Annotated in this window: 18 protein-coding genes and 1 pseudogene; 13 read left to right on the forward strand and 6 right to left on the reverse strand. The window is 71.5% G+C overall.

Translation table 11 applies throughout. The features are described 5' to 3' along the window. Window positions 1–41: 41 nt before the first annotated feature. From FCL41_RS17210 to FCL41_RS00645, 6 genes and pseudogenes are all read left to right on the forward strand, one after another. Window positions 42–575 carry a hypothetical protein gene (locus tag FCL41_RS17210; protein ID WP_137064454.1) on the forward strand — a complete coding sequence of 178 codons (534 nt, stop codon included), beginning with the start codon at window positions 42–44 and terminating at the stop codon, window positions 573–575. 253 nt (window positions 576–828) lie between these two features. Then, a pseudogene (locus tag FCL41_RS17315) lies at window positions 829–1,113 on the forward strand (DEAD/DEAH box helicase); the annotation flags it as partial. A gap of 46 nt (window positions 1,114–1,159) precedes the next feature. Further along, window positions 1,160–1,303: a hypothetical protein gene (locus tag FCL41_RS17320; protein ID WP_239021907.1), complete on the forward strand. Its 144-nt coding sequence runs from the start codon at window positions 1,160–1,162 to the stop codon at window positions 1,301–1,303. A 4-nt stretch (window positions 1,304–1,307) separates the two neighbouring features. Next, the gene (locus tag FCL41_RS00635; protein WP_239021710.1) at window positions 1,308–2,300 is read left to right on the forward strand and encodes a helicase-related protein; all 993 of its coding nucleotides are present in this window, start codon (window positions 1,308–1,310) and stop codon (window positions 2,298–2,300) included. A 125-nt stretch (window positions 2,301–2,425) separates the two neighbouring features. Beyond that, window positions 2,426–3,091, forward strand: a complete 666-nt coding sequence (locus tag FCL41_RS00640) for a DUF5701 family protein (protein ID WP_137064452.1) — start codon at window positions 2,426–2,428, stop codon at window positions 3,089–3,091. A gap of 9 nt (window positions 3,092–3,100) precedes the next feature. After that, window positions 3,101–3,793, forward strand: coding sequence for a CPBP family glutamic-type intramembrane protease (locus FCL41_RS00645; RefSeq protein ID WP_137064451.1), 693 nt, complete (start codon window positions 3,101–3,103; stop codon window positions 3,791–3,793). 87 nt (window positions 3,794–3,880) lie between these two features. On the opposite strand, the gene FCL41_RS00650 is transcribed toward FCL41_RS00645, so the two are convergent. Continuing rightward, a complete protein-coding gene (locus FCL41_RS00650; RefSeq protein ID WP_137064450.1) occupies window positions 3,881–4,774 on the reverse strand; it encodes an NAD(P)H-binding protein in 894 nt (297 codons plus the stop codon). Window positions 4,775–4,883: 109 nt separating this feature from the next. Here FCL41_RS00650 and FCL41_RS00655 point away from each other — a divergent pair, with 109 nt between their 5' ends. Further along, the gene (locus tag FCL41_RS00655) at window positions 4,884–5,303 is read left to right on the forward strand and encodes a pyridoxamine 5'-phosphate oxidase family protein (protein ID WP_137064449.1); all 420 of its coding nucleotides are present in this window, start codon (window positions 4,884–4,886) and stop codon (window positions 5,301–5,303) included. Here FCL41_RS00655 and FCL41_RS00660 read toward each other — a convergent pair. Then, a complete protein-coding gene (locus tag FCL41_RS00660; protein WP_137064448.1) occupies window positions 5,293–5,940 on the reverse strand; it encodes a hypothetical protein in 648 nt (215 codons plus the stop codon). The two genes, FCL41_RS00655 and FCL41_RS00660, sit on opposite strands and share 11 nt — an antisense overlap. A gap of 238 nt (window positions 5,941–6,178) precedes the next feature. Here FCL41_RS00660 and FCL41_RS00665 point away from each other — a divergent pair, with 238 nt between their 5' ends. Genes FCL41_RS00665 through FCL41_RS00675 form a run of 3 tightly spaced genes read left to right on the forward strand, consistent with a single transcriptional unit; the run spans window position 6,179 to window position 10,139 of the window. Next, window positions 6,179–6,781: a PadR family transcriptional regulator gene (locus FCL41_RS00665; protein WP_137064447.1), complete on the forward strand. Its 603-nt coding sequence runs from the start codon at window positions 6,179–6,181 to the stop codon at window positions 6,779–6,781. After that, window positions 6,778–7,491, forward strand: a complete 714-nt coding sequence (locus tag FCL41_RS00670; RefSeq protein ID WP_137064446.1) for an ABC transporter ATP-binding protein — start codon at window positions 6,778–6,780, stop codon at window positions 7,489–7,491. Before FCL41_RS00665 ends, FCL41_RS00670 begins: the two co-directional genes overlap by 4 nt. Continuing rightward, entirely contained in the window at window positions 7,491–10,139 is a 2,649-nt protein-coding gene (locus tag FCL41_RS00675; RefSeq protein WP_137064445.1) for an ABC transporter permease, read from the forward strand. The genes FCL41_RS00670 and FCL41_RS00675 overlap by 1 nt, the downstream gene beginning before the upstream one ends. A gap of 36 nt (window positions 10,140–10,175) precedes the next feature. Here the strand turns inward: FCL41_RS00675 and FCL41_RS00680 are convergent, their stop codons facing one another. Continuing rightward, window positions 10,176–10,925, reverse strand: coding sequence for a MerR family transcriptional regulator (locus tag FCL41_RS00680; RefSeq protein WP_137064444.1), 750 nt, complete (start codon window positions 10,923–10,925; stop codon window positions 10,176–10,178). Between the two features lie 205 nt (window positions 10,926–11,130). On the opposite strand from FCL41_RS00680, the gene FCL41_RS00685 reads away from it, so the two are divergent. The 3 genes from FCL41_RS00685 to FCL41_RS00690 are packed head-to-tail and all read left to right on the forward strand — an operon-like array spanning window position 11,131 to window position 14,593. Further along, entirely contained in the window at window positions 11,131–12,342 is a 1,212-nt protein-coding gene (locus FCL41_RS00685) for an acetyl-CoA C-acetyltransferase (protein ID WP_137064443.1), read from the forward strand. A gap of 29 nt (window positions 12,343–12,371) precedes the next feature. Continuing rightward, window positions 12,372–12,611: a hypothetical protein gene (locus FCL41_RS17695; protein ID WP_338088654.1), complete on the forward strand. Its 240-nt coding sequence runs from the start codon at window positions 12,372–12,374 to the stop codon at window positions 12,609–12,611. Beyond that, entirely contained in the window at window positions 12,608–14,593 is a 1,986-nt protein-coding gene (locus tag FCL41_RS00690) for a 3-hydroxyacyl-CoA dehydrogenase NAD-binding domain-containing protein (protein WP_338088656.1), read from the forward strand. Before FCL41_RS17695 ends, FCL41_RS00690 begins: the two co-directional genes overlap by 4 nt. 54 nt (window positions 14,594–14,647) lie before the next feature. On the opposite strand, the gene FCL41_RS00695 is transcribed toward FCL41_RS00690, so the two are convergent. The 3 genes from FCL41_RS00695 to FCL41_RS00705 form a co-directional block, all read right to left on the reverse strand. Next, complete coding sequence (locus FCL41_RS00695) at window positions 14,648–15,709, reverse strand: alpha/beta hydrolase family protein (protein ID WP_137064441.1); 1,062 nt, start codon at window positions 15,707–15,709, stop codon at window positions 14,648–14,650. A 68-nt stretch (window positions 15,710–15,777) separates the two neighbouring features. Next, on the reverse strand, window positions 15,778–17,562 hold the full coding sequence (locus FCL41_RS00700) for a DUF429 domain-containing protein (RefSeq protein WP_239021895.1): 1,785 nt from the start codon (window positions 17,560–17,562) through the stop codon (window positions 15,778–15,780). Further along, window positions 17,448–18,506: an EamA family transporter gene (locus FCL41_RS00705; protein WP_137064439.1), complete on the reverse strand. Its 1,059-nt coding sequence runs from the start codon at window positions 18,504–18,506 to the stop codon at window positions 17,448–17,450. Before FCL41_RS00705 ends, FCL41_RS00700 begins: the two co-directional genes overlap by 115 nt. Window positions 18,507–18,517 lie beyond the last annotated feature (11 nt).

Below are 18,517 nucleotides of genomic sequence, written 5' to 3' on the forward strand. Positions count from 1 at the left end.
CTCGGGGCTGCCTGCTGGTCCAATCCGGTGGGCGGACGCGCATGACAGCCAGCCGCGGTGCGGGCTACCTTGCCGTCATCGCAGCCCCGGGAGGGTGGCTGGGGGCGCGAGGGGAGACGTACGTGCGCGGGATCCACACGATCGTGGGGGCGGTGGCCGTGGCGTTGCTGGCAACGGGACTGCTGACCGGTTGCGCCGACCAGGAGGCCGACGCCTCCACGACCCCACAGAGCGTGGCCGTCGGCGTGCTGCTCCACGACGACGAGCCGGCCGAGGGCATCGAGCTCGAGCTGCTGGTCCGGCCCTCGCCCCAGGCGGGCAGCGGGGGGCCGGACGCGGAAGCAGAGCTGCTGCGTGTCGCGACCGACACCACCGACGCTGAGGGCGCCTTCGACCTGAGAGTGCCGGCCGGCGACCTGAGCCCGCACGCGAGCGGCGACGGGATCGTGGGCCTGGAGATCCGTCGGGTCGGAGGAGAGCCCTGGAGCGTGACCACCACGGTGCGCCTGGTCCGTTCCCCCGAGACCGGGGTGACCCGCGTGGAGGCGGCCGATCGGATGCGCCTGAACCTGTGACCACCCCCGCGACTGAGGGCCCGTCCCGACGTCGGTGGGACTCGTGTGACGCAATCGGCCGGTGCGGCGATTGCCCGTCGTGGGCATCCGGCACGTAGGCTGGGGAAACAGACAGGTCGTCAAGTCTTGCCTCGACCGTCCCGCAGCCCCTCATCGAGAGGCTCGGCCTCGCTTCGCGAGGTACGCGGCAGTTCGCTGCCAACTCCGCCACCGGTGGAGGCGTTGGTGAGACGCCAACCAGAAACGATCACACATGAACTTCGCCGAACTTGGCGTTCCTTCCGTCCTGTCCGCCATCCTCGCGGAGCAGGGCATCACGTCCCCCACCCCGATCCAGGCGGCGACGCTGCCCGACTCCCTGGCCGGACGCGACGTCCTCGGCCGCGGTCGCACGGGCTCGGGCAAGACGTACGCCTTCCTTCTCCCGCTCGTGGCGCGGCTCGACGCCGCCAAGCTTCCGGCCATGCCGAACAAGCCGCGCGCGATCATCCTCGCTCCCACGCGTGAGCTCGTCACCCAGATCAAGGACGCGCTGGAGCCGATGGCCACGGCCACCGGCCTCCGGGTGCAGACGGTCTTCGGCGGTGTCGGGCCAGAACCCGCAGGTCAACGCGCTGCGCAAGGGTGTCGACGTCATCGTCGCCGCCCCGGGTCGCCTCGAGGACCTCATGGGTCAGGGCCACTGCGACCTCTCCGCCGTCGAGGGTCACGATCCTCGACGAGGCTGACCACATGGCCGACCTGGGCTTCCTGCCCGGCGTGAAGCGCATCCTCGACAAGACGCCCCAGTCGGGCCAGCGCCTGCTCTTCTCGGCCACGCTCGACGGCGCGATCAACGTGCTGGTCAAGCGCTACCTGAGCAACCCGGTCACCCACGAGGCCGACTCGGCGCAGTCGCCGGTCTCGAAGATGTCGCACCACGTGCTGCACATCGGCCGCGAGTCGCGCGTCCCCGTCCTGGTCGACCTGACCAGCGCCCCGGGCCGCACGGTCATCTTCACCCGCACCAAGTACGGAGCGAAGGCCCTCGCCCGCCAGCTCAACAAGAGCGGCGTCCCCGCGGTCGACCTGCACGGCAACCTGTCGCAGAACGCCCGCACCCGCAACATGGAGGCGTTCCACTCCGGCAAGGCGATGACCCTGGTCGCGACCGACGTCGCCGCCCGCGGCATCCACGTCGACGACGTCAACCTCGTCATCCACGCCGACCCGCCGGCCGAGCACAAGGCCTACCTGCACCGCTCGGGTCGTACGGCCCGCGCTGGCGCCGAGGGCACCGTCATCACGCTGATGACCGACGACCAGGTGCGCGACGTGCGTGACCTGACCCGTCAGGCCGGCATCAAGCCGACCACCACCAGGGTGGCCAGCGCCAGCGACCCGATCCTGGTGAAGCTCGCTCCCGGCGAGCGCGCGTTGGTCAAGGGTGGCTACGAGCCCCCGGCCCCGACGTCGACGCGTTCGTCGGACGGGGAGCCCAAGACCGGCGGCCGCAACCGTCAGCGCCGCAAGACCGGCACGAGCCCCAACACCCGCTCCGGCCAGCCGAAGCAGGGCGGCGGTCAGCGTTCGGGTGCTCCCAAGGCCGGCGGCCAGAGCTCCGGCGGCCAGCGCTCGGGTGCCCCCACGTCGGGTGGCCAGCGTTCCGGCGGACAGCGTTCCGGCGGAGCCCGCACGGGTGGCTCGTCCACCCACAGCGCTGCCTCCTTCAGCGGACGCCGCTGACGCACACCACGACTCCGGTCCACGACGCCGGCGCAACGATCTCGTTGCGCCGGCGTCGGCGTGTCCGGGAACGTGTGCCGGTGCCGGTGCGTTGGACATGTTCCGAGCATCCGGAGGAGCCCCCCATGGTCAACGATCTCCGCGCCACCGTCCATGCCCAGGTCGAACGCCTGGTCGAGCTGGGCTACCCCGCGCTGGCGGGCCTGGAGCCCGAGCAGTTCCGAGCGTTGCTGAGTCCGCTCGCCGAGATCGACGACGTCGACCTCGCGGAGTACGACGGCGGACCCGGAACGGTCCCGTGCGTGCTCGTGGTGCCCCCCGGGCTGGTGCCTGCGGACCTCACCGTCCCCCTGCTCCGGCTCGCCGGCAGCGACCGTCCGGGCTTCGTCGACCGTCACCACGGTGAGGACGGTCTGGCTCCCTTCCGCCCCGTCAACGGGCTCGCGGTGCCGCCCGATCCCTACCTGCTGCTGGGCTTCGACCGGGGCGAGGAGTTCCGCGACGTCGCGCCCCAGGACGCGCTGCCCGTGATCACCGGCCGGGGGCGTACGCCCGTGACCGTCGAGGAGGGGATCGCGGCCGCCACCCACGTGCCCGGCGTGCTGGAGAAGAACCGGTGCTTCATGCTCTCGGGGTCACGGCGCGTGGAGCGCACGGGTGACCGTCGGGTGCCGGCCCTGTGGATCAGCGAGCGTGCGCCCAAGCTGGGGTGGTGCTGGGACGGCAACCCGCACAGCTGGCTCGGGGTGGCCTCGGCCGCGCGCCGGATGGGGGCCCCGCCCGCTCCGTAGGGTGGAGCCGTGCAGCTCCAGCGATGGCTACGACGCGCCCTGTGGGACGTCGTACCGCGCAACCAGCGCGAGAGTGACGCCCAGCTGCGCCGACGCCAGTGGATCACCGCCCTGGTGGTCCTGGTGGGCGCGGCGGTGCTGGGCTGGTCGGTGAGGCTGGAGCCGGGCAACGCCCTCTTCTACGTCGGCACCCTGGGCCTGGCCGTGGTCTGGGCCGTCGGTGCCTTCGCGGCGGGGCCGTTGCACCTGGGCCGCATCGCGCTGCGCGACACGCTCGTACGCCCGGTGCTGACCCCGCTCGCGCTGGGGTTCTCGCTCGCCGCGGTCTTCATCGCCGGCGCACTGCTCGTACGCGAGGTCCCGGTGCTCGAGGACCAGGTCGTCAACGTGCTCGACTTCGCTGACCAGGGCTCGGTGCCGCTGCTCGTGGTGATCACGCTGGTGAGCGGGGTCGCCGAGGAGCTCTTCTTCCGTGGGGCTCTCTACGCCGCGGTGCCGCGCCATCCGGTGCTGTGGAGCACCGCCGCCTACGTCGTCGCGACTGCCGCCACGGGCAACGTGATGCTCTCCTTCGCGGCCGCGTTGCTCGGCACGCTGTGTGGCCTGCAGCGGCGCGCCTCCGGCGGCGTCCTCGGACCGATGCTCACGCACGTGAGCTGGTCGCTGACGATGCTGCTGGTGCTGCCTCTGGTGATCGGCTGACGCCGGCATCGCCCGGTCTCGGGACGTCATCGGGAGTGGGAGCCCCACGTCGCGTTCGTGATGAAGTCCCGGGGTCCTGGGTCCGCCTCAGCCCTCGCGGTCGGCGAGCGCGCGGCGTACGGCCTCGCGATAGTCGAGGGGATCGAGCGGCACGATGTCGCGGATCGAGTGGTCGGTGACGACCACCTCGGTGTCCATGGAGTCGATGAGGTTGCGCCCCGTGGTGACGTCGACGTCGGTGACGAACGCGAGCCAGTACGACGACAGTCGAGGCGTCATCACCGGGACCGGCACGATCGGCACGGCCACCCCGGACATCTCCTGGCTGGCGACGCGCATCATGTCGCGGTAGGTCATCACGTCGGGCCCGCCGATCTCGAAGACCCGGTCGAGGGCTCGCGGCTCGTCGATGACGCCGACCAGGTAGGAGACGACGTCGTCGAGGGCGACCGGCTGGGTGCGGGTGGCGGTCCACCTCGGCACCACCATCGCGGGCAGGTTCTTGACCAGCTGCCGGGTCAGCTCCCACGAGATGCCCCCGTGGCCGACCACGATCGCGGCCCGCAGCACCGTCACCGGCACGCCGGCCTCCCCGAGCACCGACTCGACCTCGCGCCTGCTGCGCAGGTGGGCCGACAGTGCGTCGTCGTTGCCCAGGCCGCCGAGGTAGACGATCTGGCGTACGCCGGCCCTCGCTGCCGCCTGCCCGAAGGCGCGGGCGGCGGCGCGGTCGCGTGACTCGAAGTCCCGGTGGTCCAGGGAGTGCACCAGGTAGACGGCGACCTCGACCTCGCGCAGCGCCTCGCCCAGGCTCTCGGGGTCGCTGACGTCGGCGCCGACCGCGGTCCCGGGGCCGTCGTACGACTCGGGTCGCCGCGTCATCGCGCGTACGTCGTGGCCGCGCTCGACGAGCTCGGGGACGAGCCGACGCCCGACGAAGCCGGTGGCGCCGGCCACCAGGACGTCGGCGGGCGGGGTCATGCTCCGAGCGTAGGGGCGTTGCGGTGAGCACGCGAGGGGTCGCGAGGGGCCGTGAGGACGCTCGCCGGACGGCATCCCACGAACCCATGGACGGGAGTACCGTGTCCCCATGACTGAGGCGACGCACGTTCTCGACGACGACCAGTGCTGGGAGCTCCTCCGCGGCGAGGAGTTCGGACGCCTCGCCTTCCACCTGGCCGAAGAGGTGCACATCGCCCCGGTCAACTACGCCGTCGACCACCAGAGCCTGCTCTTCCGCACGGCCGAGGGCAGCAAGCTGCTCGCCGTGGTGATGAACCCGGACGTCGCCTTCGAGATCGACACCTACGACGACGAGACCGCCCGCAGCGTGATCGTGCGGGGCACCGCCCGGCTGCTGGAGGAGGACGAGGCGCACCGCGCCGAGAACGTCCCGCTGCGGCCGTGGGTCGACGCCGACGTGAAGTACAACGTCGTGGAGATCATCCCGACGAAGATGACAGGTCGTCTGTTCGACCTCTCCAAGCCCTGGACCCACCTCAGGCCGTAGGCGCGGCCTCGCCCGACCACTGCTCACGCTTGCCCTCCAGCGCTTGGTCGGTCAGCAGCAGGGTGACCGCGAAGGCGACGGCGAGGAAGCGCGGGGCTCCGAAGAACAGGGCCATGGCGAACATGAAGCCCACGAAGACGAGCAGTCGCCAGTACTCGTGGTTCATCTGGACGGTCGGGTCCGCCGTCGCTCCGTGTCCGGCGCTGACCCAGGACGTGTGCCGGCGGTGCTCCGCGACCACCATCTGCGTGGCCAGGGCTGCCAGGACCAGGAGCTGGACGCCCGTGAAGAACGAGGGGTCGGCCATCACCCCGGCGAAGATCGCCATGGCGCCACCGCCGCCCAGCACGATGGCGTTGTTGTCGGCCAGCCAGTGCCGGTCCTCGGTGGACAAGGGCTCGCCCTGGACGGGCCGGAAGACCCGCTCCACCTCCTGACCGCCGACCTTGACGGTGTGGGCCTGCTCCTTGGCGTGGGGATTGGTCACCGGACCCCGTGACTCACGGGTGCGCAGGCGTGCGAACCACAGCGAGGCGAGGATCTCGACTCCCAGGAGCGCAGCCAGGTGGCCGAAGCTGACCCACCCCAGGATGGCGCTCGCAACGGTGGCGAGGCCACCGATGGTCCCCCACGTCATTCGTCCCCCCGGGTCTGGTGCTGTGGCTGTGCCGTGCCTCCCGCGCCGGCGCGCCAGCGCGTCCACTCTGGCAGCGCCCGTCATGGCTCGCCCTCGGATTGCCGGAGAACGGGCGCGGCTCGCCGAAAGAGACGGTGGATACCGAGTATGCATACCTGATATACATACCAAGTATCCACGCATCGCGTGAGCCTGGCGACCACGCCGGCGCCCGTGGGGAGACGGAGAGGGGACGCGCATGTCGGTCAAGCAGGCCATGCTGGCGCTGCTCCAGCAGGGGCCGATGTACGGCTACCAGCTGCGCCAGGAGTTCGAGGAACGCACGGGCTCGACCTGGCCGCTGAACATCGGGCAGGTCTACACGACCCTGACCCGGCTCGAGCGCGACGGCCTGGTGGAGATCGTCGAGCACGGGGGTGTCGACGACGAGGGTGAGCAGACCGACGGCGCGGGGGAGCGTCAGGTCAGCTACCGGCTCACCGAGTCGGGTCGCCGCGAGGCGGACGGCTGGTTCACCACCCCGGTCCCGCGCACCCAGCCACCCCGTGACGAGCTCGCCATCAAGCTGGCGTTGGCCGTGACGCTGCCAGGCGTCGACATCGGCCAGCTCATCCAGCAGCAACGGACGGCCACCATGGCCGCCCTGCAGGAGCACACCCGCGCCAAGCGGGCCCAGCAGACCGATCCGACCAGCGTCGAGGGCCTCGCCCTCGGGCTGGTGCTCGACTCACTCGTCTTCGACGCGGAGGCCGAGATCCGGTGGCTCGACCACTGCGAGTCCCGGCTTCGCCGTGCCGCCGCCGACCGCGCGGCCACCCCGACCCAGGAGGAAACCCGATGAACCAGTCCGTGCTCCACCTCGCCGACGTCACCCGCGTGCACGGCGAGGGTGCCGTCCAGGTCAACGCCCTGCGTGGCATCACCTTCTCCGTGGAACCCGGCGAGCTCGTCGCGGTCATGGGTCCGTCGGGGTCGGGCAAGTCGACCCTGCTCAACCTGGCCGGCGGTCTCGACACCCCCACCAGCGGCCGCGTCGTCGTCGAGGGCGTCGACCTCGGCGCCGCGACCGCGACCGAGCGCGCCAAGGTACGGCGTACGTCGGTGGGCTACGTCTTCCAGGACTACAACCTCATCCCGGCCCTCACCGCGGCGGAGAACGTCGCCCTCCCGCTCGAGCTCGACGGCGTCGCGCGAGGGAAGGCTCGCGAGCTGACCCTCGCGGCGCTGGAGAAGGTGGGCATCGCCGACCTCGCCGACCGCTTCCCCGACGAGATGTCGGGCGGGCAGCAGCAGCGCGTCGCGATCGCGCGTGCGGTGGTCGGCGAGCGTCGCCTGATCCTGGCCGACGAGCCCACCGGAGCCCTCGACACCGAGACCGGCGAGGAGGTGCTGCGCGTCCTGCGCGACTTCTGTGACGCCGGAGCAGCGGGCGTCCTGGTCACCCACGAGGCCCGCCACGCCGCCTGGGCCGACCGCGTCGTCTTCCTGCGCGACGGCCTGGTCGTCGACGAGTCCGGCGCCACCGTCGGCCTCGGCGCCGGGGTGCTGTGATGGGTGGCCGGGGGATGGGTGGCTGGGGGATGGCGCTGCGGATCGCGTGGCGCGACGCGGTGCGCCACAAGGTGCGCAGTGTGCTGGTCCTGGTGCTGGTCGCGCTGCCGGTCCTGGCGGTCTCGACGGGGGCGATCATCGGGTTCACCGCTGAGGTGCGGGGCGTGGAGGCCCTCGACCGGAGACTGGGTGCCGCGCAGGCGTCGTTGTCGGCCGGCGAGGGGGCGCAGCCCGTGGTGCAGATGCCCGACCCCGACGAGGGCTACTCCACCCAGGGCGAGTACGACGACGGCAAGGCCGCCGAGCAACCCGATGTCGCCGGGATCCTGGAGGTCCTGGGGGAGGAACCGGTCTCCGTCAGGACTGGATCGGGCGACCTGTGGCAGGAGAACGGGGACCGGGTCCACCTGGAGCTGCGTGAGGGCGACTTCGCCGACCCGCTGCTCGCGGAGTTCGTCGACCTGGTCGACGGCCGCCTGCCCGCCAGCTCCGACGAGGTCGTCGTGACTGAGGCCCTGCGTGCGCTGGGCCACGGGATCGGTGACGAGCTCCCGCTGACCGACCTGGGGGTGGCCCCCACCGTGGTCGGCGTGGTCGAGGACGCGGAACAGATCGACCTGGAGATCGCCTACGGGCCGGAGGGGTCGTTGTCGCTGACGTCCGAACCGTCGAGCGTGGAATGGTTCGTCGGAGGGGAGCCGGTCGACTGGGACGCCGTCCTCGCGCTCAACGAGCGTGGTTTCGTCGTCACCTCCCGAGCGGTGATCACCGATCCACCGCCCGACCACCTGGTCGAGTACGAGGCCCACGAGGCCACCTTCGAGGAGAACGCCGAGGCCCTCGCGGTCACGGCGATGATCGTCGCGATGGTGCTCATCGAGATCGTCCTGCTGGCCGGACCCGCCTTCGCGGTCACGGCGCGCAACCACACCCGTACGCTCGCCCTGGTCGCGGCCTCCGGTGGCACGCCCCGCCAGGCGCGCCGGGTGATCCTGGCAGGGGCGCTGGTGCTCGGCCTCACCGCCACCGCGGTGGGCACCCTGCTGAGCCTGCCGCTGGCGGCGGCGCTCCTGCCCTTCCTCCAGCGGTTCAGCTCGACGCGGTTCGGGCCGTTCGACGTGCCGTGGGAGTGGCTCGCGGTGGTGGCCGCCTTCGGCCTGCTCTCGGCCTTCCTGGCCGCCGTCGTACCTGCCTGGCTCACCTCGCGCCAGGACGTCGTGGCGGCGCTCGCCGGTCGTCGCTCCGACGGTGCGCCGCGGCTGCGTACGCCCCTGGCCGGGGTCGTGGTGCTGGGCATCGGCGTCGCCTGCACGACGTTCGGCGGCCTCTCCTACCACGACCTGGGCCCGTTGCTCATGTCCGGCGGCGCGGTGATCTCCATGCTCGGCATGATCCTCGTGGTGCCGGGGCTGGTCGCCGTGGTGGCCCGCACGGCCGGGCGGCTCCCGTTGCCCCTGCGGTACGCCGCCCGGGACGCGGCGCGGCACCGGACCCGCACCGTGCCGGCCGTCGCCGCGGTGGCAGCCACGGTGGCCGGTGTGGTGGCCCTGGGCATCGCGAACGCGAGCGACGAGAAGGAGAGCCGGGAGACCCACTACTACATGGCACCCGTCGGGACCGGCGTGGTGACCCTGGGCTACGACTCCTGGGCCGACGGCCGGCCTGACTGGGGCGAGGTCCGCGACGCGGCGCTGCGGGAAGCGCCGGAGGCCGACCTGGTGGAGGTTCGAGGGCTCCTCAGCGCCATGGACGGGACCATCGAGAGCTTCTGGGCGGTGGCGCCTCCTCGTGGTGAAGATGGTGAAGAGATGCCGCTGCTCTCCGAATCGGGCGGCCTCTATCCCAGCAACGTCCTGGTCGGCGACGAGCCCGCCCTCGACCTGACCGACTCCGAACGGATCGCGATGGAGGAGGTGCTCGCCGAGGGGAAGGTGGCGCTCTTCACCGACCAAGGCGTGCAGGTCGACTCCGTGGAGCTGGTGCGGCGCTCGTACGACGTCGAGGGCGTCGGCGAGGAGACGAGCAGCGACCCGATCACCCTGCCCGCCGCGACCGTGCCGATCGCCGACAGTGCCCAGGTCGCCGCGGTGGTGCCGGAGTCCCTGGCGGGCGAGCTCGGCGATGCGGTGGAGACGCTGGGCCTGGCCGTCACCAGCCCGGTGGACCGGGAGACACAGACAGCCATGGAACGGGCCGTCCGGGGCATCAACCCGGCGTTGACGGTCGAGATCGAGCGCGGCTACCAGCGCCACCCGTTCGCCGCGGTGGTGCTGTGGGTGCTGGGCGCGGTCGGGGGTCTGCTGATGCTGGCCGGGACGCTGACCGCGACGTTCCTGTCGCTGTCGGACGCGCGGCCCGACCTGGCCACCGTCTCGGCCGTCGGTGGGTCGCCGCGCACCCGGCGGGCGGTCGCGGCGTCGTACGCCCTCGTCATCGCCATGGTCGGGGCGGTCCTGGGAGCGGTGGTCGGCTTCGTCCCGGGCATCGCGGTGAGCCGTCCGCTGACGTCGGGCTACGGCCCTGGCCCCTTCCTCGAGATCCCGTGGGCACTCATCGGCGCGGTCGTGGTCCTGCTGCCGCTGCTGTCGGCAGCGATCGTCTGGCTGACCTCACGCTCGCGGCTGCCGATGGTGGCGCGGATCGACTGAGTCGCCGGTGCCGCTGGGCGCCTCCACCAGAGGCGCTCAGCGGTTGCGCTTCACCACGTCGGCGCGGGTGGCCTCGTCCATCGCGGCCTCGTAGGCAGCGACCAGGGAGATGATCGAGAGCGGCTTGATCCGCTCGACGACCTCGGTGAGGCGTTCGCGGGTCATGCCCGCTTCCTTGTACGTCGGCCACACCTGCGTACGGAAGACGGCCAGCAGCTCCTCGGCGAGCTGCTGCCCGTGCCGCTGGTAGAGCTCTCGGCCGGCCTTGGCCGCCTCCACCGGGTAGCCGATCTCGAGCAGCCCGAGGCCGACGGAGAACTGGGTGAGGGCGACCTCGAAGCGACCGTCGTCGGTGGGGTCGATGATCTGCATCTCGACGAGGGTCGTCACCTCGTCGTCGGTGAGCGGGCGGCCGGCGCGGGCGTCGAGGTCGCTGCGGCTGAGCTCGACGGGACGGTCCGACATCCACGGCGCGCTCATGGTGCGCTGGAGCGCGATCTGCTCGGCGGAGGCGTCGTCGGGGATCGTGGCGACGTACTTCTCGATCGCGGCGAGCGTGAAGCCGTGGGCCTGGAGCTCCTGGACGAGCTCGAGGCGGGCGACGTGCTCGGGGGTGTAGTAGCCGGAGCGGCCGCGGCGGATCGGCGGCGGTACGAGGCCCTTGGTCGTGTAGAAGCGCACGTTGCGCACGCTCATCCCGACCCGAGCGGTGAGCTCGTCGAGGGTCAGCAGGTCGCGCACGGCCTCGCGCGCCTCAGGGGTCGGGTCGATGTCCTGGTCGGTCATCGCACCTCCTCGTGGCGTCGGCCGAACCTGTCGGCGGGTGGGTGGAGCTGGGTGGGAAACAGCGTGGGCTGGAGACAGTCTGGTGGTCGAGCGGGAGTGCGCCGCATCACACCCCGACCCAGATGATTGTGCGCCGGGTACCTTGACGACTGTGACAGCAATAGTGTCACAATCGGTGGACACTCACGATCCAACAAGGACGGTCATGGCAGAAGCATTCGTGTACGACCACATCCGGACGCCGCGTGGGCGGGGCAAGGCCAACGGCACCCTCCACGAGGTCAAGCCGATCGACCTCGCAGTCACCCTCCTGGACGCGGTCAAGGACCGCAACCCCGGCTTCGACCCGGCGCGCGTCGACGACGTCGTGCTCGGCGTCGTCTCGCCCGTGGGCGAGCAGGGTGCCGACATCGCCAAGACCGCCGCGCTCGCGGCCGGCTACCCCGACACCGTCGCGGGCGTGCAGCTCAACCGCTTCTGCGCCTCCGGGCTCGAGGCCGTCAACCAGGCCGCCCAGCGCGTCCGCTCCGGCTTCGAGGACCTGATCCTCGCCGGCGGCGTCGAGTCGATGAGCCGCGTGCCCATGGGCTCCGACGGCGGCCCGTGGGCCCAGGACCCGGCCACCTCCTTCAAGTCGGCCTTCGTCCCGCAGGGCATCGGCGCCGACCTGATCGCGACCGTCGAGGGCTTCAGCCGCTCCGACGTCGACGCGTACGCCGCGCAGTCGCACGCGCGCGCCGCCCTCGCGTGGGAGAAGGAGTACTTCGCCAACGCGATCGTCCCGGTGACCGACGTCAACGGCATGGTCGTGCTCGACCGTGACGAGACGATCCGTCCCGGCACCACCGCCGAGAGCCTCGCGCGGCTCAAGCCCTCCTTCGCCCAGATGGGCCGCGACGCCGGCTTCGACGACGTCGCCCTGGAGAAGTACCACTGGCTCGAGAAGATCGACCACGTGCACCACGCCGGCAACTCGTCGGGCATCGTCGACGGTGCGGCCCTGATGGCGATCGGCACCGAGCAGGTCGGCAAGGACCTCGGCCTGACCCCGCGCGCCCGCATCATCTCCACCGCCGTCTCCGGCGCCGACCCGGTCATCATGCTCACCGGCCCCGCCCCGGCGGCGCGCAAGGCGCTCGACCGGGCCGGCCTGACCGTCGACGACATCGACCTCTTCGAGATCAACGAGGCGTTCGCCGCCGTCGCCATGCGCTTCATGCGCGACATGGGCATCGACGACTCCATCACCAACGTCAACGGCGGCGCCATCGCCATGGGCCACCCGCTCGGCGCCACCGGCGCCATGATCCTGGGCACCCTGATCGACGAGCTCGAGCGCCAGGGCAAGCGCCGCGGCCTCGCCACGCTCTGCGTCGGCGGCGGCATGGGCATCGCGACCATCGTCGAGCTGGTCTGAGACCGGGACCAGAGAGGAACTCCGCACACATGAGCACCCAGACCGAGTCCGCCGTCCGCTACGAGAAGGACGCCGACGGCATCGTCACCCTGACGATGGATGACCCCAACGCCAGCGCCAACACCATGAACGAGGCGTACGCCCGCGCCATGGAGGCCGCCGTCGACCGCCTCGCCGAGGAGGTCGGCGCCGAGGGCTCCGACGTCAAGGGCGTCGATCGCCAGCGCGAAGAAGACCTTCTTCGCCGGGTGGTGACCTCAAGGGCATGATGCAGGTGACCAAGGCCGACAGCGAGCGCATCTTCGCCGAGGTCGAGGGCATGAAGGCCACCCTCCGCAAGCTCGAGACCCTGCCCGTCCCGGTCGTCGCCGCGATCAACGGCGCCGCCCTGGGCGGTGGCCTCGAGATCGCGCTGGCCACCAACCACCGCATCGCCGTCGACGCCCCGAGCGTCCAGATCGGCCTGCCCGAGGCGTCCCTCGGCCTGCTGCCCGGCGGCGGTGGCGTCACCCGCACCGTCCGCATGTTCGGCCTGCAGACCGCGCTGATGGAGATCCTGCTCCAGGGCCCGCGCTTCAAGGCGTCGGCCGCCAAGGAGAAGGGCCTGGTCGACGAGCTGGTCGCCACCCAGGAGGAGCTGCTCCCCGCCGCCAAGGCGTGGATCCAGGCCAACGCCGACATCGAGGACGCCGCCAAGCAGCCGTGGGACCGCCCCGGCTACAAGATGCCCGGCGGCAAGCCCTCCTCGCCCGCCATGGCCGCCTTCCTGCCGGCCTTCCCGGCGCTGCTGCGCAAGCAGCTCAAGGGTGCCGACTACCCGGCCCAGAAGGCGATCCTCCAGGCCGCCGTCGAAGGTGCCTCGACCGACTTCGACACCGCCTCGCGCGTCGAGTCGCGCTACTTCGTCTCGCTGGTCACCGGCCAGAACGCCAAGAACATGATCCAGGCGTTCTTCCTCGACCTGTCGGCCATCAACTCCGGCTCGCTGCGGCCCGAGGGCGTCGAGAAGTACGTCGCCAAGAAGGTCGTCGTGCTCGGCGCCGGCATGATGGGCGCCGGCATCGCCTACGTCTGCGCCCGCGCCGGCATGGAGGTCGTGCTCAAGGACGTCACGATCGAGAACGCCGAGAAGGGCAAGAACTACTCGGCCAAGATCAACGAGAAGGCCATCTCGCGCGGCAAGCTCACGCAGGAGAAGTCCGACGAGCTCCTCGGCCGGATCACCCCGACCGCCGACCCGGCCGACGCCGCTGGCGCCGACATGGTCATCGAGGCCGTCTTCGAGGACCCGGCGCTGAAGGCCAAGGTCTTCGCCGAGGTCATGCCGCACCTGTCGCCCGACGCGCTGCTGTGCTCCAACACCTCGACCCTGCCGATCACCGAGCTGGCGACGGGCATCGAGGACGCGGACGCCCGCGACCGCTTCATCGGCCTGCACTTCTTCTCACCGGTCGACAAGATGCCGCTGGTCGAGATCATCCGCGGCAAGGAGACCTCCGACGAGGCGCTCGCCAAGGCGTACGACGTGGTGCTCGCGATCAAGAAGACCCCGATCGTCGTCAACGACAGCCGCGGCTTCTACACCTCGCGCGTCATCGGCGTGCAGATCAACGAGGGCCTGGCCATGCTGGGCGAGGGCGTCCACCCGGTCTCGCTGGAGCGTGCCGCGACCCAGGCCGGTTTCCCGGTCGGGCCGCTGCAGATCTCCGACGAGCTCAACCTCGAGCTCATGGTCAAGATCCGCAAGCAGACCCTGGCTGCCTACGAGGCCGCCGGCGTCGAGGCTCCGAAGGACGGCGCCTACCCGGTCGTCGACAAGATGATCGAGCTGGGTCGTTCCTCGCGCCTGGTCGGCAAGGGCTTCTACGACTACGACGAGTCGGGCAAGCGCGCCGGCATCTGGGAGGGCCTGACCGAGGTCTTCCCGCCGGCGGAGCAGCAGATCCCGTTCGTCGACATCCAGGAGCGGATGCTCTTCATCGAGGCGCTCGAGACCGCCAAGTGCTTCGAGGAGGGCGTGCTGACGTCGGCCGCCGCGGCCAACATCGGCTCGATCTTCGGCATCGGCTTCCCGGCCCGCCTCGGCGGTGCGGCGCAGTTCATCACCGGCTACGAGGCTGCTGACGGCTCGATCGGCATCGAGGCGTTCCTCAAGCGGGCCAACGAGCTGGCGGAGGCCTATGGCGACCGGTTCACGCCGAGCGCCTACCTGGAGGAGCTCGCCGCCAAGGGCGAGGGCTTCCCCGCCTGACCCACGCAGCAACCCGACGACGGGGAGGAGGCCGCCAGGTTTCCTCCCCGTTCGTCATGGTGCCGACTGCTCCAGGAAGCGCACGGTCCGCTCCATCGCCTCCACGAAGGCCGGCCCGAAGGCGTGGCCGTCGTCGTACCAGACCAGGTCGGAGTCGACACCCGCCCGCTGCATCGCCCGCTGGGTGGCGCGCGCCCAGCGCGGCGGGCAGGTGTCGTCGAAGCGCCCGTGCACCGCGAGCACCGGCACGGTGATCCGGTCGAGGTACGGGCGCGAGGAGGCGGCGCGCCAGAACTCCGGCGCCTGCTCGGGGAGCCCCCGCCGTTCCCGGATGGCAGTGGCCCGCGCGTCACCGTCGCCGCGGATGAAGTGGTTGAAGTTCTCCGCCTCCAGCGAGGAGACCGAGGCCCACGCGACGACCGCGTGGGCGGCGTCCGGGGCGATCTGGGCGACCTTCTGCACGACGCCGCCGCCCATCGACCGACCGAAGACGGCGATCCGGTCGTCGTCGACCGCCACCTCGGAGCGCCGCAGCGCGTCGATCGCCGCGATGACGTCGACGGCGTAGCCCAGGCGCAGGTCGGTGCCGTCCGAGGGGTCGGCGCCCGAGCCGGCGTGGCCGCGGTAGTCGACGTGCAGGGCCACGAAGCCGCGCTCGGCCAGGAAGCCGCGCTCGCGGGTCATGCCCTGTCCGCTCTCGTAGACCGCCGGGTCGATGTAGCCGTGCGCCAGGACCACCGCCGGGAACGGCCCGTCGCCGGAGGGCACGTTGAGCACGCCGCTGAGTTGCAGCGGCCGGGTGTCGGCGCCGGGCCCGCTGCTGCGCACGCGCCAGGTGACGTCGTACGACGTGAAGGCCGCCGTCCGCTCACGCACGTCTCCGAGCCGCAACCTGTCGCCGACGTGGGTCTGGGCGGCGACGCCGGGCACCGAGACGGGGTCGGCGGCCGGGGAGGAGTCCTGGGTCGGGTTCGGTGTAGCTGTCGGCGCGCTGGGCGAGCTGGTGCTGGGCGAGCCGGTGGACTCGGCCGCGGAGGGGTCCTCCGAGCCGGGGTCGCCGGTGCATCCGGACGCCAGGACGAGGAGCAGGAGCGCCGCCGCGGTTCGTCGAGCCATGCTCCAGTGTGCCTGCCGGAGGGTGGGGTGGGACAGGTGCTCAGCGGGCCGGACGGCCCACTCCCGCCTCAGGACTCCTGACGCATCTTCGCCAGACGGGTGCGCAGGGCCTCGACGCGGTGGGCGTTGGCGCTGAGCGCGACGTAGTCGTCACCGTGCGCCCACAGCAGTGCGTCGTCGAGACGACGTACGGCGGTGGGCGGGTGGCGGTAGCCCATGCGTTCCACGATCGTGTCGGAGTCGATCGAGCGCAGGAGCTCGCCGAGCTCGACCAGCGAGGTGATCCCGAGCTCGAGCAGCAGCCCGCCGATCCACTCGTAGTGGTCGGTGCGCGACCAGCCGGCGTCGGCGTACTGCCCGGCGAGGAAGGCGGCGAGCTCGCGAGCGGTGATCCGCGGGTCGGCGCTGGTGTCCAGCGAGGGCTCGGGCTCGGCCATCGACTCGGTCAGCCGCTCACGGATCGTCGAGAACTCGCGGTCGGCGAGCTCCAGCAGGCCGGCGGCCAGGGTGAAGCGACGGTCGAAGTCCGGCACGTGCTCGTCGGGGATGGTGCCCTTGTAGCGGATGTCGTGCTCGAACTCGGCCCAGGCGTGCTGCAGCACGGTGCGCACCTGCACCTGGGCCACCCGGCCCGCCAGGTGCGGGTGGGTCTGCTCGTCGTCGGTCTCGAGCTCCACGTGGAGGTGGCGGCTGGCGTAGCCGAAGCGGCCCTCGCTGGCGGTTTCCTCGCCCATGTCGCGGTCGTCGTGCACGACCAGCTGCTCGTTGAGCACGTCGACCACGGCCTGCACGTCGCTGTGCACGTAGGTGATGACCCGCAGGCCGATCTGGTCGAGGATCTCGCTCAGCGGATCGGTGTGCACCGGACGCCCGTCGACGGTGCGGGCAGCCTTCGCGGCGAAGGAGGTGAGTGTCTTCGCCCGACCGGTCACGGTCAGGTAGTTGATGCCGGCGTCGTCGAGCATCGACCGGACGATCTCGACGTAGTCGGCAGTCGCACGCCGCACCTCAGGCAGCTGCTCGGCGTAGCGGCGTACGGCGGTGCCGGGGTCCGCGGAGCGGAGGTCGAGCTCGGCATCGTCCGCCAGCTCCGGCTCGCTGCCCTGGCTGCGCCGGGTCGGTACCAGGTCGGCGGGCAGCGTCGGGGTGACGATGTAGCCCTGCTCGAAGGTGCCGTACGTCGTGGTCCGCTCGGGGTGACTGGTGGCGAAGAGGGCGATGTAGGCGCACAGGACGGCGTCGACCTGGTCCTCCGCGAGCCGCAGCTCGCTCTTGCGCTGGGCCACCTCGACGGCCGTACGCAGTCGGCGCCACGCCCCGTCGGACGCCTCGCTGTCGAGCTGCAGGCGCGGGTCGGCGCTCTGGAGCGACTCGATCAGGCCGAGCAGGACGAGGAGCTCGGCGCGCAGTTGCTCGAGGCTGCGCCCAGACTTGGACTTGTACTTCAGGGTCCGGCCGAGGCGGAAGAGCGCCACGGTGGCGGGGTGTGGGTAGACCTCGATGGCACGGCGGGCCCGGCCGGAGCGTGGGTTCATGTCGAGGCCGAGCTGACTCGCGATGCGGGCGCCGCGCGGACGACCGGTGAACTCGGCACGCGCCGTGTTGGTGGGGTGGGCCCCGGCGTCGAAGGGGGCGAAGTCCTTGTTGAGCGCCGCCTCGGCCGCGCGGTTGCCGGTGGCGTTGGTGACGACCAGGGGAGCGTCGATGGCGACCAGGCAGTCGCCCTCGGTGTAGGGCTTCAGGGCCTCGACGACCTCGTCGTCGGTGATGACGGTGGAGACGGCCAGCAGCCGGCCGTCACCGTCCAGGACGGCAAGGCCGGTGGGATTGCGTTCTCCCCAGGCGAGGTCGATTCCGACGAAGTACATCGCCCAGAGTCTCCCACGTGGGTGGCGGCGTGGGAGTACGCAGCGGGTGTGTGACGCGAGTCGGGTGCCGGCCGGAGCGTTCTCGGGGCGACCTGGCTGGCGACCACCGCGGTCAACGCCACGCCGAATCCGACCAGCTGGACGGTGCTGAGGGCCTGGCTCAGCAGGAGCGCTCCCAGCGCTGCCGCGACCAAGGGCGAGAGGAGTCCCAGGGCGGCAACCGACGCGACCGGGAGGCGGGCGATGCCGCTGAACCACAGTGTGTAGGTCGCGAGTCCGCCGATGAGGCCGAGCCAGAGACAGCCGGCCGCTCCTGCGGTGTCGATGGTCGTGGGCAGGCCCTCGTGCAGCAGCGTGACCGGGAGGACGAACAGCCCTCCAGCGGTGAGCTGCCACCCGGCCAGGGCCATCGCCGGGACCCCGGCGGGCCGCCCCCACTTCTTGGTGAAGGTGACGCCGAACCCCATCGACACCGCGCTCAGCAGCCCGGCGGCCACGCCCATCCCGTCAAGGGTCGCGGTGGAGCGCAGCACCACCAGGGCCACCCCGACGATCCCCACGATCCCCCAGGAGAGGCGCCACGTGGAGAGCGGCTCCCGCAGGACGATCACGACGAGGATCGCCACGACCAGCGGCTGTGCCGCCCCGAGGGTTGCAGCGACACCCCCGGGCAGGCGGTAGGCCGCGACGAACAGCAGTGGGAAGAAGACGCCGATGTTGAGCACTCCCAGCACCGCCGACCTCCACCACCAGGCCCCTGTCGGCAACGCACGCGTCAACGCGATGGCGAGCACGCCGGCAGGCAGTGCCCGCACCAGCGAGGCGAAGAGGGGGTGTCCGGGCGGCAGCAGCTCGGTCGTGACGACGTACGTCGTTCCCCACACCAGTGGCGCACTCGCGGTGACCAAGGTGGTCCGCAGCGGGTCCACGGCAACTCCTT

It is taken from the genome of Nocardioides jishulii, assembly GCF_006007965.1.
GTDB classification, from domain to species: domain Bacteria; phylum Actinomycetota; class Actinomycetes; order Propionibacteriales; family Nocardioidaceae; genus Nocardioides; species Nocardioides jishulii.